Raw genomic sequence first — 13,516 nt, forward strand, 5'->3', positions numbered from 1 at the left:
TCAGGCCGCATCGCCGAAGGAGGACTGGATGATCTTCTCTTCGGTCAACTCGTCGCGACGCAGATTGGCGACGATGCGGCCGTTCTTGAAGACATAGATGTGGTCGCAATTGTCGAGCTCTTCGGTTTCCGTGGTGTACCAGAGGAAGGTACGGCCTCGGGCAGCCTCCTCGCGCACGAGGTCGTAGACCTCCAGCTTGGTGCCGATGTCGACGCCGCGCATCGGGTCGTCCATCAGCACGATCTGTGCATCCGAGCCGAGCGCACGCGCAAACAGCGCCTTCTGCTGGTTGCCGCCCGATAGCGAGAAAATGTTGTTGTTCATATCAGGCGTACGGATGCCGATCTTCTTCTGCCAAAATGCAGCAAGCTCGGCCTCACGCTGCGGCGAGATCAGCAGCCCGCTGCGCAGCCGCGCCAGCGAGCGGATGCCGATGTTCTCAGCAATCGACCATTGCGGAAAGATGCCATCCGACTGGCGGTCGCCGGCGACCAGCGCCACCGGTGCGGTCACCTCGATGCTGGCCCGGGCGCGCGATGCCCCGCTAAAGATCGCCAGCAGCAGGTCGGTCTGGCCATGTCCCGCAAGCCCGGCAAGGCCGATAATCTCACCGGCGCAGGCGACGAGGTCAGTGCCGTCCTTCTGCGCGGCGGGCCGCGCCCGGACCCTCAGCGGACTGGCGGCGGGCTTGGCGGCAGCGATTTGCGCCGCGATCTTCTGGCGCGCTTCCGCGCCGCCCATCGCCGTCACCAGCCGGTTACGGTCGAAGGCGGTGGCGGCGTCGGCGACAACCACCTTGCCGTCGCGCATCACCACGATGCGGTCGGCGTTGCGCAGCACCTCGCCCAGCACATGCGAGATCAGGATGCAGCTTTTGCCGCCGGCGACGAAGCGGCGCACGAAGGCCAGCAACTGGCCCGCCGTATGCGCGTCGAGCGACGATGTCGGCTCGTCGAGGATGACGAGGTCGAGACGATCCTGCGTGACGGTGAAGGCGCGCGCCACTTCGACCATCTGGCGACGGCCGATCGACAGGTCGCCGACAATGTCCGACGCCGAGATGCTATGACCCGGAAAGATCTCGTCGAGCTTGGCGGCGATCAGCTCGGCCGCCTCGCGCCGCCAGCCGAAGCCACGCAGCGAAGCGTGGTTGATGCGTGTGTTCTCGGCGACGCTGAGATTGGGGCACAGCGACAGCTCCTGGAAGACGCAGCGTATGCCAAGCTGCTGCGCGCGCGACACCGAGTAGTTGTCCTCGATGTCGCCATGCACGCCGATCTGCCCGCTGTCGGGCACCAGCGTGCCCGCCACCATGTGCATCAGCGTCGATTTGCCGGCGCCATTGTGGCCGACGAGCCCGACGCATTCGCCGGGTCCGACGTGAAAATCCACGCCACCCAGCGCGCGAACGGCGCCGAAATGCTTTTCGGCGCCGTTCAGTCTGATGATGTCAGCGTTACCCCTGGGCATGCTCAACGATACTCGCTTGGCGATACGGACGGCAACGCTTGGCCGACATTCACTTGATGTTGGCTTTGATGGCCGCGATCGCGTCTTCCTGCGTGTATTCGTGGCTGGCGACGCCGCCCTTGGGGATTTTTGGCAGCTCGGCCTCGAAATCGTCCTGGGTGAAGGCCAGATACGGCACCAGCAGGTCATGCGGGATGTCGGTGCGGCCGTCGAGCACCTGCTGCGCCACCCAGAAGGCGAGCGACGACACGCCGGGCGCGATCGATGCCGACCAGGTCTGGTAGCCGTCCTTGTCCTTCTGCTCCTTCCACCACTGCAACTCGTCCTGGCGGTTGCCCATGATGATGGTTGGGCGCGGCTTGCCGGCGGCGGCGAAGGCCTGTGCGGCGCCGTAACCGTCGCCGCCCTGATCGACGACGCCGACGATGTCGGGCAGCGACGGCAGGATGGTCGCCACCGCCTTTTGCGCCGTCGTCTGGTCCCAGTCGCCGGTCACCGAACCGACGATCTTGAACTCGGGATGGGCGGCGACGCCTTCGAGGATGCCGGCATGGATGGCATCGTCGATCGAGGTGCCGGCAAGGCCGCGGATTTCAAGCAGATTGCCGCCCTTGGGCTGGAACTTGGCCATCTGCTCGACTTCCTGCTTGCCCATGTCCTTGAAGTCGACGACGACACGGTAGGCGCAAGGCTCGGTCACGGTGCCGTCGAAGGAGACGACGGTGATGCCGGCATCGCAGGCCTGCTTGATGGCGCCGTTGAGCGCATCCGGCGAGGCAGCGTTGATGACGATCGCGTCATAGCCCTGCAGGATCAGGTTCTGCACCTGCGCCGCTTGCGTCGGCACCTCCTTGTCGGCGGTGGTGAAGATGTCGGCCGCGCCGACCACCTTGTCGGCGACCGCCTTCTTGGTGACGATGCCATAGCTGTCGAGCATCGCCTGTCGCCAGGAATTGCCGGCATAATTGTTGGAAAAAGCAATCTTTTTGCCACTGGTGTCGGCCAGCGCCGTGCCCGAAGCGAGCATTGCCGCCAGAGCGCCCAGAACGAACAGTTTCTTCATGTCGTTATCCTCCCAGATGTGTTGACTGCTGCATTCCCACCGGCTTTGACCCCGGCCTCACTCCCAACTCTGATTTGAGCACGGATTGTCGCGAGCTCAAAACAGTCTCAATCCCGGCACGCGCACCCTGAGCCGGTACAGCGACGTCGACGCGGCAATGTAGAGGCTTTGCAAATCGTCGTCGCCGAAGGTGAAATTCGCGCAATCTTCAGGCGTCCGGATGACGCCAAGAATGGTGCCCGACGCGTCGAAAATGTGGATGCCGCCGGGTCCGGTGCAGTAAAGATTGCCGCGGCTGTCGATCTTCATGCCGTCGGGCGCTCCCGGCCCCTCGCCCTCGGTTGCTGCCCACACCGCGCCGCCATTGAGGTCGCCATTGGCTTCGACGCCGAACACCCTGATGTGCCCGCGTTCGGTGTCGTTGATGAACAGCCGCGACTCGTCCAGCGAAAAGCACAGCCCGTTCGGCTGCCCGAAATCGTCGGCCAGCAATGTCAGCCGGGCGCCGTCGCCATCGATGCGGTAGACGCCCTGGAACGACAGCTCCTGCGGGCGTGGCACGCCATAGAACTCCCTCCGGCCATAGCCCGGATCGGTGAAGTAGATCGATCCGCCGGTGGCAACGACGATATCGTTCGGGCTGTTGAGCTGCTTGCCCTGATGATGCGTGGCCAGCACGGTCACGCTGCCGTTGGGCTCGGCGCGGGTCACGCGGCTCGTTGCGTGCTCGCAGGTGACCAGCCGCCCCTGGCGGTCCAGCGTGTTGCCATTGGCCTTGTGGCTCGGCTCGCGGAACAGCTCGATCTCGCCCTCGGCACTGCGGCGATACATCCGGCTTTCCGGAATGTCGGAGAAGACCAGCCATTTCTCATAGGGATGCCAGACCGGCCCTTCGAGGAAGCCGAAGCCGCTCGCCACCGTCTCAATGGTCGCATCGCCGACGACGTCGTCGAAGCCGGACTGGCGCGCACGCGCCGGCACCGACATCATCGGCTCCCGGCGCGAACAGCCGTGCTACTCCGCATGGTGACGAATGGCATGAGCGCTTCCCGATACAGTCTTCTTGTTGGGGCAGAGCGTAGGCGCGGTCCCGACGAGCCGATACGGGTCAAAGCGCACGGGCGACTGTGCATTTGCACAGTCGCCCGTGCCTATCGAGCGTAGAATACCGGCGACGTCAGATCAGGGCCGGCGGACGCTCCGCAAAAGCGCCGTCAGGGTTGCGCTCGCGCAAGCCACCGCCACAAGCACGACCACGCCGGCAGCATTGGACTCCTGTTGTGTTCGAGCTGAGCCGTGCTGCACGGATGAAGGGCCGTGAACCAACCTCTTCAGATCGGACCGGCTGCCGTGGCGAACGGAATAGGCGCGCGTGAACTCGGCACCGAGGAGGAAAATCTCCGACGAGTAGTAAACCCAGAGCAATATCACGAGCAGTCCGCCGGCGGCGCCATACGAAGACGCAATCGCGCTGGTGCCGATATACCAGCCTATAAGCGATTTTCCCAATGTGAACAGGGCCGCGGTTCCGACAGCGCCGATTGCCACATCGCGCCATTCCAGGGTTCGATCGGGCAAAACCTTGTAAATGGCGGCAAACATCACGGCGATAAGCACAAACGAAACGACGCCGTTGATCCCGCTGAGTATGATCGTTCCGAACGGCAGATGGGCGTTGATGAAAGCGCCCAGTGCCGAAATCGCGGCGCTTGCGATGAGAGAGACCAGCAACAGGAACCCGAGTGCGGCCACCAACCCCAGACTGGCGGCCCGTGCCCGCACCAGACGCGACAGGGAATTGCCTTGCGGTTCGATCTTCCAGATTGTGTTCAACGACTGCTGCATTTCGCCGAAGACGCCAGACGCGGCCACCAGCAAAGTGACAAGCCCTATGATCGCGGCCCAGGTGCCGTACAGCCTGCCGGATGCACTTTCCAGCGCAGTCTTGAGGAGATCGGCGCTTTCCGGTCCCATCAGCCCTGATATCTGCGCGGACAAGGCCAATTGTGCGGCATCGTGGCCGAAGACGAGACCAGCAATCGCAACCACGATCAGCAAGATCGGCGCCAGCGAGGTGGCGGCATAAAAGGCCATCGCCGCACCATGGCTGAGCGCATTGTCGTCGATGAAACCGACGACGCTTTCGCGCACCAGGTGCCATGAATCTGCAAATGAGGGTCGCACTTCGGATCCGCAGGCGTTGAGTTGGCGTTCACTAGCAATGCGCCGGACCTTCCGATGTTCCGGCTTGTGGCCGCCGCTGTTTCAGTGCTCCGCCAGCCAGGCGTCGAGCCGGTCCTGTTCGCGGCGCAGTGCGTCGATGTTGATCAGGCCACGCGCCATGGCGAGATAGATCGCCCGCGTCCGCGAGTTGAACACGGAAGCATCGCCGGTGCCGTCCTCCGCCGGCACGATGCCGAGCTTGTCGTAGCAGTGCTTGATGCGGCTCTGCGCACCACGGATCGACAGGCCGCGCCGTGCCGCGATCGCCCGGTCGGTCAGGCCGAGCGCGATGTCGATCAGGCTTTCATATTCGCCGTCGGTAATGCCCTCAAACTTGTCCTGAACGCGATGCTGGATGCCGCGGATCTCGCGGTCGATGATGCAGTGGCCTTCGCGGAAAACCCCGCGCAGGGCGGACCGCATGCCTTCCTCCGTCGCCGATTTCAGCACATAGCCGTAGACAGAGCCGGGCGGGACGATGCGCGCCACGCCGCGCACATAGGCTTCGTCGGCGAAATTCGACCAGAACAGGATGTGCGTGCCGGCGCGGCGGTTCCAGATCGCCCTGGCAACTTCGATTCCCGTCGCCTTCGGCATCTGCAAATCGAGCACGACATGCAGTGGCTCGCGCTCAGTCGCCAGGTTGATGGCGTCCTCGCCGTCGCTCGCTTCGATCACCTCGACGTCACCGGGCCACAATTGCTCCACCGTCCGCCGCGCGAAGCTACGGTGCAGCCCGTCATTCTCGGCGATCATCACAAGCATCACATGGCCTCCGATACGGCGAGTTCGCCAGGCATTGTTGCAGCCGCCGCCAGTTCCCGTGATGGCTGGCGGTCGATCTCGACGACGACGCGGGTGCCGCCGTTCTTGCGGCCGGCCTGGCCGATGCGCAGCCGCGCCCCGATAAGGGCTGCCCGCGTGTGCATATGGCCGATGCCGCCATACGCGGCCGGGTCAACGGCGCCGCAGCCCTGGCCGTCATCCGTCACGATCACCCGCAGCACGCTCGCGGTCGACGCCAGCAGCACGTCGATGCGGTGCGGCGCGGCATGGCGAACGGCATTGTTGATCGCTTCCTGCACGATCCGGTAGAGCGCCGTCCGCACTGGCTCCGACAGGCTGTCGGCGCCGCCGTCGCTGGTGTCGGCGATGCGCACGGCGATCGGCGGCTTGGCCCTGGCGACGCTGCGGTTGAGATGCGCCTCGACCGCATCGCGCAGGCCGAACAGTTCGAGCACGCTCGGCCGCATGTCGTCGACGATGTGGCGCAGTTCCGTCAGGCAGCCGGCGACCTCCTTCTCGAGATCGGCAAGCTGTGCTGCCCGCGCCACGCCCTGGCCGCGAAGTGCCGAGAGCTGGCGCGCGATCCGGGCGAGATCGGCAAGCGTCTGGTCGTGCAGGTCCATGGCCATGCGCCGGCGTTCGCGCTCCATGCCTTCGGTCAATTGCGAGGCGCCGACGCGCAGCAGCTCGACGCGATTTCGCGCCTCGCTCTCGGCCAGCATAGCGCGGCGCGCCTCCTCGGTCTGGATCAGCGCGAAGATGTAGGGCGCGATCAGGTCGGCGCATTGCTGCGCGACCGCGACGTCGGCAAGCGTGTAGCAGTCGACCTCGTGCCGGCTGATGTTGAGCGCGCCGATGATGCCGCCGCGCGCCCTGAGCGGCACGACGATGCGGCTGCGCAGCCTGGCGGCGAAGATCGGACCATCGATAGCGGTGGCGAAATGGAACCGCTCGTCGCTCAGCGCGTCGTCGGCGAGCAGATAGGGGACTTCGCCCCACAGCACCGAGCGGATCGGGCTGACTTCGGTCGGCAGCGGATGCTGGGCAAGCTCGCTCCAGCTGGTGTGGAAGCCGGCTTCGTAACAGGCGTGCCGGCGCCCATCATGCGACAGCACCGCCAGATCCATGTGGTCGTGCGGGATGAGCGAGCCGATCTCGATGGCTGTCGCGCGGAACGCCGTGCCGGGATCGATATGGCCGGCAAGCGCCCGCGATATCGCCAGCAGCCGGTCGATCAGGACCAGGGACACTTCCGCCATTGCTTCCACGATCCTCCCGTGCCGGGAAATAGTGGACGCATGCCGCCGCCGCTGTCAACGACGGCGCCTTTGGTCATAGGAATTTTTTCTTGACTCGGTGAGCTCAGCTATGGTACATTTTCGTCCATGGTGCTGATTTGCGCCGGTGACCCGCCGCACTGGCGGGTTTTTCATTTGCTGCTCCGTCAGCGCAGACGAAAGCTCCGAAGAAACCCGTTAGCCCTAGTTCGTTGCCCTGCCGTCGGCGCCGATCAACTTGCGGTGCAATGATTGTAAAGGGTTCGCGTCCTGGTCTAGGGAGGAGGCCAGGAGACTGAAACAGAATGCCAGTGACGCAAAACGTTGCTCCGGGCGCCCCGGGAATTCCGGCGCGCTGGACGTCAAGCGCCAAGAGCGGCGTCGGAACGTCGCTTTCGCCGGCCGGCCGCATCTGGTTCACGATCAGCCACGGCATCCTCAACGAAATCTACTATTCGCGCGTCGACAGTGCCTGCACCCGCGACCTCGGCCTGATCGTCACCGGCGCCGCCGGCTATTTCTCGGAAGAGAAGCGCGATGCCACGCACAGCATCGAACCGTTCGAGGACGGCGTACCCGCCTACCGGCTGGTCAACACGGCGAACGACGGCGCCTGGCGGATCGAAAAGCGCATCCTCGCCGATCCGGCGCGCCCGGCGCTGCTGCAGGAAATCACCTTCACGGCGCTGAGGGGCATCGCTGACGATTATCGCGTCTACGCGCTTCTGGCGCCGCATCTGGTCAATGCCGGCATGGGCAACACCGCCTGGGTCGGCGAGCACGAGGGAAAGCCCGTGCTGTTCGCCTCGGGGCGCGGCTCCTGCCTGGCGCTGGTCTCGTCGCTGCCCTGGCGGACCGGTTCGGCCGGCTATGTCGGTTTTTCCGACGGTTGGCAGCAACTGCACAACACAGGTGAGCTCGATGCTGCGTACCAGCGGGCCGAGGACGGCAATGTCGCGCTGACCGGCGAGATCGGCTTTTCCGCGGCCAGGACCAAGGCTTTGCTGGCGCTGGGATTTGGCGCGACGCCCGAGGAGGCCGCGGAACATGCTTTCGCCAGCCTGAAGCAGGGTTTTGAACCCGCGGCGAAATCCTACCTCCAGAACTGGCGCAACTGGCAAAAGGGCCTGCTGCCGCTCGACCGGCACGCGGTGCCCGGGACCAACTTCTATCGCGTCTCGACGGCGGTACTGGCGACGCACCGGTCGATCGCCACACCGGGCGCCGCGGTCGCCAGCCTGTCGATCCCGTGGGGCTTCGACAAGGGCGACGACGACCTCGGCGGCTACCATCTGGTCTGGCCGCGCGATCTGGTCGAGACGGCCGGCGGCTTTCTTGCTGCCGGCGACGCCGCCTCGGCGTTGCAAATCCTCGACTATCTCGGCTCCATCCAGCAGCCGGACGGCCACTGGCCGCAGAACGCCTGGCTCGACGGATCGGCCTATTGGCCCGGCATCCAGATGGACGAATGCGCCTTTCCGCTGCTGCTGGCCGAAGCTTTGCACCGCGCCGGCCATTTGCCGCACGCCAGGCTCGCAGTCCTTCTGCCGATGATCGAGCGCGCTGCCGGGTTCGTCGTGCGCAACGGGCCGGTCACCGGCGAGGACCGCTGGGAAGAGGATGCCGGCTACAGCCCGTTCACGCTCGCCGTCGAAATCGCCGCACTGCTTGCCGCAGCCGACCTGCTCGACGCCTGTGGCAAGCCGGACGCGGCGACCTATCTGCGCGAGACATCAGACGTCTGGAACGACCAGGTCGAGCGCTGGACCTACGTCACCGGCACGGCGATCTGCGGTCAAGTCGGCGTCGAAGGCTACTATGTCCGCATAGCACCACCCGACAGCGCCTCGGCCGGTTCGCCGAAGGACGGCTATGTCCCGATCAAGAACCGGCCGCCCGGCGACACCGACCGGCCGGCCGAGCAAATCGTCAGTCCGGATGCGCTTGCACTTGTCCGCTTCGGTCTGCGGGCGGCCGACGACCCGCGCATGACAAACACGGTCAGGGTCATCGACGCGCAATTGCGCTGCGATCTGCCGCAAGGGCCGCTCTGGTACCGCTACAACGGCGACGGCTATGGCGAGCATGAAGATGGCGCCCCTTTCGATGGCACCGGCCAGGGTCGCCCCTGGCCGCTGCTGGCCGGCGAACGCGCCCACTACGAGCTGGCGGCCGGGCGCAGGGAAAAGGCAGCCAGCCTGCTGGCGGCACTGGAAGGCTCGGCCGGACCGGGCGGCCTGTTGCCGGAGCAGGTCTGGGACGGCGCCGACAGGCCGGAGCGCGAACTGCTGCACGGCCGCCCCTCGGGCAGCGCCATGCCGCTGGTCTGGGCGCATTCGGAGCATATCAAGCTGTTGCGCTCGCTGCGCGACGGCGCGGTCTTCGACATGCCGCCGCAAGGCGTCAAGCGGTATATCGAGGCCAAGACAGTGTCGCCGTTCCGGACATGGCGGTTCAACAACAAGATCCGCACGGTCCCGGCCGGCAAGACGTTGCGCGTCGAACTGTTGGCTCCGGCTACAGTCCATTGGAGCACCGACAACTGGGCGACCGCCCACGACAGCCAGACGGTGGAGAACGATTTCGGCATCCATCTTGCCGATCTGCCCGTCTCTGGCCTTCCCAAGGGAAGCACGCTGACCTTCACTTTTTTCTGGCCCGGGGCCGGCGATTGGGAGAATGTCGACTTCTCCGTCATCTCAGGCGACCAGGACAGCCAGCAGACCTTCCCTCGATAACCCCGCAAATCTCCTAGAAAACAGGGAACGAAACCATGCAGATCGGAATGATGGGACTGGGCCGGATGGGCGCCAACATGGTCCGGCGCCTGATGCGCGACGGCCACGAATGCGTCGTCTACGACATCAACCCGGCCAGCGTCGCGGCCCTGGTGACCGACGGCGCGTCAGGGGCGGCCTCGATGGAAGAATTCATCGGCAAGCTGGCCAAGCCGCGCTGTGTGTGGCTGATGCTGCCGGCGGCGATCACCGGCAGGATCATCGACCAGGTGGCGGCCCTGATGGAGCCCGGCGACATCGTCATCGACGGCGGCAATTCCTATTATCACGACGCCGTCGACCAGGCCGCGAAACTGGCCGGCAAGGGCATCCATCTTGTCGATGTCGGCACCAGCGGCGGCGTCTGGGGCCTGGAGCGTGGCTACTGCCTGATGATCGGCGGTCCCGACGTGGCGGTGCAGCACCTCGATTCGATCTTCGCCACGCTGGCGCCGGGCGCCGATGCCGGCTCCAATCCGTCCAGGGATGCCGGGACCGCGCCCTTCGGCTATCTGCATTGCGGACCGAGCGGCGCCGGCCACTTCGTCAAGATGGTGCACAACGGCATCGAGTATGGCGTCATGGCCGCCTATGCCGAAGGCATGAACATCCTGAAATCGGCCAATGCAGGCAAGCGGCAACGGACGGCGGACGCCGAGACCAGCCCGCTGGAAAACCCGCAATACTATCAGTTCGACATCGACCTTCCCCAGGTGGCCGAGGTCTGGCGGCATGGCAGCGTTATCGGCTCCTGGCTGCTCGACCTGACGGCCGGCGCCTTGAAAAGCGATCCGGGCCTGGTGAATTTCGGCGGCCGCGTTTCGGATTCCGGCGAAGGCCGCTGGACGCTGAAGGCGGCCATCGACACCGGCGTGCCGGCTCCGGTGCTGTCCTCGGCGCTGTTCGACCGCTTCTCCTCGCAGGGCGAATCCGAATTCGCCGACAAGCTGCTCTCCGCCATGCGCTATGCCTTTGGCGGCCATGTCGAGAAGCCGAAGGCCGGCAAGTGAGGACAGCGGGGGAGACACGCGCATGAGCCAGGAACGGTCCGACACGCTGGTGCTCTTCGGGGCCACCGGCGACCTCGCCCACAAGAAGATATTTCCAGCCCTTTACCAGATGGTCGCCAAGGGCACGCTTACCGAACCGGTGATCGGCGTCGCCTTCGATGCCTGGGACCTCAAGCAATTGCAGGCGCGCGCGCGTGACGGCATCGTCAATGCGCTCGGCAAGATCGACGAAAAAGCCTTCGCCAAATTTGCCTCGCTGCTGCGCTACGTCAGCGGCGACTACCGTGACGGAGCGACGTTCGAGAAACTGAAGAGCGCGCTGGGCACCGCACAGCGACCGCTGCATTACATGGCGGTGCCGCCGACCATGTTCGAGACCGTCGTCCAGGGGCTGGAGCAGTCGGGCACGGCGCATGGCGCGCGGCTGATGGTGGAAAAGCCCTTCGGTCACGATCTGCAATCGGCGCGCTGGCTGAACCGGGTCCTGCATCTGGTGTTCGACGAGCAGTCGATCTTCCGCATCGACCACTACCTGGGCAAGGAAGCGATCCAGAACCTGCTCTATTTCCGCTTCGCCAATTCCTTCCTCGAGCCGATCTGGAACCGCAACTACGTCGAGAGCGTGCAGATCACCATGGCCGAGGATTTCGGCGTCGAGGGACGTGGCCGCTTCTATGACGATGTCGGCTGCATCAGGGACGTCATCGAGAACCATCTGCTCAACATCCTGTTGCTGCTTGCCATGGAGCCGCCTGTCGGCCGCTCCGCCGACGATCTGATCGACGAGAAGGTGCAGGTGCTGCGCGCGATCAGGACGCTGACCAAAGACGATGTCGTGCGCGGCCAGTTCACCGGCTATCTCACTGAACCCGGCGTGGCGCCGAACTCGCCCGTCGAGACCTTCGCGGCGGTGCGTTTCTTCGTCGACACCTGGCGCTGGCAGGACGTGCCGTTTTTCATCCGCGCCGGCAAGAACATGCCGGTGCATGTCACCGAAGTGGTGGTGCGGCTGAAGCGGCCACCGCTCGATGTCTTCGATCCGATCAAGCCCGCCGACCAGAACTACGTCCGCTTCCGCATCGACCCACAGGTGGTGATCGCCATCGGAGCACAGCGCAAGGCGCCGGGCGACGACATGATCGGCGAGCAGGTCGAACTGACGGCGCTCGACGACTCAAAGGGCGACATGCCGCCCTATGAGCGCTTGATAGGCGACGCCATGAACGGCAACGGCCAGCTGTTCACCCGCCAGGACGCCAGCGAACTGGCCTGGCGCATCGTCGGCCCGGTGCTTGGCGACACCACGCCGCCGCACCTCTACGAGCCGCTCACATGGGGACCGGCGGACGTCATGGCCGGGTTCGGGCCACCCAATGGCTGGATCGATCCGGTGAAGTGAGAGGAACCACGCGATGGCCAAGGCAGTGAAGCAACCAGCATCGGGCACCGAGACGCCAGATGCTGAAAAGATCGTGCTCACGATCGACATCGGCGGCTCGCACGTCAAGATCCTCACCAGCGCCGGCGGCGCGGAGCGCCGCGCCGATTCGGGGCCGGGGCTGACGCCGCAACAGATGATCGATACCGTGAAGAAGCTCGCCGAAGGCCTGTCCTACGACGTCGTCTCGATGGGCTATCCCGGTCCGGTCAACCACAACAGGCCGCTCGCCGACCCCGCCAATCTCGGCAAGGGCTGGGCTGGATTCGACTTTGCGGGCGCGTTCGGCAAACCGGTGAAAGTGGTCAATGACGCGCTGATGCAGGCCATCGGCAGCTACGAGGGCGGGCGCATGCTGTTCCTCGGGCTCGGCACCGGGCTCGGTGCGGCGATGATTGCCGACAACGTCGCCCAACCGATGGAACTCGCGCATCTGCCCTACAAGAAGGGCAAGAGCTTCGAGGATTATGTCGGCGAACGCGGCCTGGAAAAGCGCGGCAAGAAGAAATGGCGCAAATACGTCTTCGACGTCGTCGACCGGCTCCGTGCCGCCATGCAGCCTGACTATGTCGTCATTGGCGGCGGCAACGTCGACAAGCTCGATGAATTGCCCGCCGACTCCAGGCGCGGCGACAACACACGCGCCTTCGAAGGCGGGTTTCGTTTGTGGCGCGACAAGGCGCTGATAGTCTGATACTGTTATTGTTTAATATAGTTGTTCAAAATAACGTGTGACCTGCCATCAAGTCGTTGCAATACGCAGATTTGCCGACTAGGAATTCCGCGCTACAACAACGCCAATTCGTCCCGTGGACGCACGAAGGACGCCATAGCATTTTGATTTCGCGCATGATCCTTTCCGGAAGTCGAATCCGATTTTCAGGTCATTCGCTGTAGACGGAGAAATAGAGTGACCGACGATAGCAACAGTGCCCGTAAAGACATCGATCTGCTCGAGCTGACCGCCCACATCGTGTCCGCTTACGTCGAGAAGAACCGCTTGCCTGCCTCCGGCCTGGCCGACCTCATCGCCAGCGTCAGCGCGTCGATAAGCGGGCTCGGCAAGCCTGCGGTCCCGGTGGCTGCCCCGCTGGTCCCGGCGGTCAATCCCAAGAAGTCGGTGACGCCCGATTTCATCATCTGCCTCGAAGACGGCAAGAAGTTCAAATCGCTGAAGCGTCACATCGGTGTGCATTTCGGCCTGACGCCGGACGCCTATCGCGCCAAATGGGGCTTGCCGTCGGACTATCCGATGGTCGCCCCCAACTACGCGGCCTCGCGTTCGCTGCTGGCGAAGTCGATCGGCCTCGGCCGCAAGGCCGCCCCCGTCAAGGCGCCCGCCAAGGGCAGGAAGGCCAAGGCCTCGGCCTGAACATTCAGTCCTGAGCCAACAGTTAGGACGACTGGAACAGAAGCCTGCCGGCGAATTCGCCTTGGCAGGCTTCATGTTCTTATGGCTTGGATGGACCGGA

The 13,516-nt window shown here is 64.6% G+C and carries 11 protein-coding genes; 5 read left to right on the top strand and 6 right to left on the bottom strand.

The window, feature by feature from the left end; genetic code table 11:
* The 6 genes from LB559_RS18465 to LB559_RS18490 form a co-directional block, all read right to left on the bottom strand.
* Positions 1-1,470, bottom strand: a complete 1,470-nt coding sequence (locus LB559_RS18465) for a sugar ABC transporter ATP-binding protein (protein ID WP_224674680.1) — start codon at positions 1,468-1,470, stop codon at positions 1-3.
* A 49-nt stretch (positions 1,471-1,519) separates the two neighbouring features.
* A complete protein-coding gene (locus LB559_RS18470; RefSeq protein ID WP_013528926.1) occupies positions 1,520-2,533 on the bottom strand; it encodes an ABC transporter substrate-binding protein in 1,014 nt (337 codons plus the stop codon).
* 96 nt (positions 2,534-2,629) lie between these two features.
* The gene (locus LB559_RS18475; protein WP_224674681.1) at positions 2,630-3,520 is read right to left on the bottom strand and encodes an SMP-30/gluconolactonase/LRE family protein; all 891 of its coding nucleotides are present in this window, start codon (positions 3,518-3,520) and stop codon (positions 2,630-2,632) included.
* A 195-nt stretch (positions 3,521-3,715) separates the two neighbouring features.
* Positions 3,716-4,627, bottom strand: a complete 912-nt coding sequence (locus LB559_RS18480) for a YihY/virulence factor BrkB family protein (RefSeq protein WP_263499089.1) — start codon at positions 4,625-4,627, stop codon at positions 3,716-3,718.
* Positions 4,628-4,798: 171 nt separating this feature from the next.
* Positions 4,799-5,521, bottom strand: coding sequence for a response regulator transcription factor (locus tag LB559_RS18485; RefSeq protein ID WP_027163049.1), 723 nt, complete (start codon positions 5,519-5,521; stop codon positions 4,799-4,801).
* Positions 5,521-6,801 carry a sensor histidine kinase gene (locus LB559_RS18490; RefSeq protein ID WP_013528922.1) on the bottom strand — a complete coding sequence of 427 codons (1,281 nt, stop codon included), beginning with the start codon at positions 6,799-6,801 and terminating at the stop codon, positions 5,521-5,523. Before LB559_RS18490 ends, LB559_RS18485 begins: the two co-directional genes overlap by 1 nt.
* Before the next feature lie 323 nt (positions 6,802-7,124).
* On the opposite strand from LB559_RS18490, the gene LB559_RS18495 reads away from it, so the two are divergent.
* From LB559_RS18495 to LB559_RS18515, 5 genes are all read left to right on the top strand, one after another.
* Positions 7,125-9,557 (top strand): glucan 1,4-alpha-glucosidase, encoded by a 2,433-nt coding sequence (locus LB559_RS18495; RefSeq protein WP_224674683.1) that lies wholly within the window; start codon positions 7,125-7,127, stop codon positions 9,555-9,557.
* A 35-nt stretch (positions 9,558-9,592) separates the two neighbouring features.
* The gene (gene gnd, locus LB559_RS18500) at positions 9,593-10,606 is read left to right on the top strand and encodes a phosphogluconate dehydrogenase (NAD(+)-dependent, decarboxylating) (protein WP_063169509.1); all 1,014 of its coding nucleotides are present in this window, start codon (positions 9,593-9,595) and stop codon (positions 10,604-10,606) included.
* Positions 10,607-10,628: 22 nt separating this feature from the next.
* Positions 10,629-12,005 carry a glucose-6-phosphate dehydrogenase gene (gene zwf, locus LB559_RS18505; protein ID WP_024504766.1) on the top strand — a complete coding sequence of 459 codons (1,377 nt, stop codon included), beginning with the start codon at positions 10,629-10,631 and terminating at the stop codon, positions 12,003-12,005.
* A gap of 13 nt (positions 12,006-12,018) precedes the next feature.
* A complete protein-coding gene (locus tag LB559_RS18510; protein ID WP_013528918.1) occupies positions 12,019-12,738 on the top strand; it encodes an ROK family protein in 720 nt (239 codons plus the stop codon).
* Between the two features lie 216 nt (positions 12,739-12,954).
* Complete coding sequence (locus LB559_RS18515) at positions 12,955-13,416, top strand: MucR family transcriptional regulator (RefSeq protein WP_013528917.1); 462 nt, start codon at positions 12,955-12,957, stop codon at positions 13,414-13,416.
* The last annotated feature ends 100 nt before the right edge of the window (positions 13,417-13,516 follow it).

This window comes from Mesorhizobium sp. BR1-1-3 (assembly GCF_020165455.1).
Lineage (GTDB): Bacteria > Pseudomonadota > Alphaproteobacteria > Rhizobiales > Rhizobiaceae > Mesorhizobium > Mesorhizobium ciceri.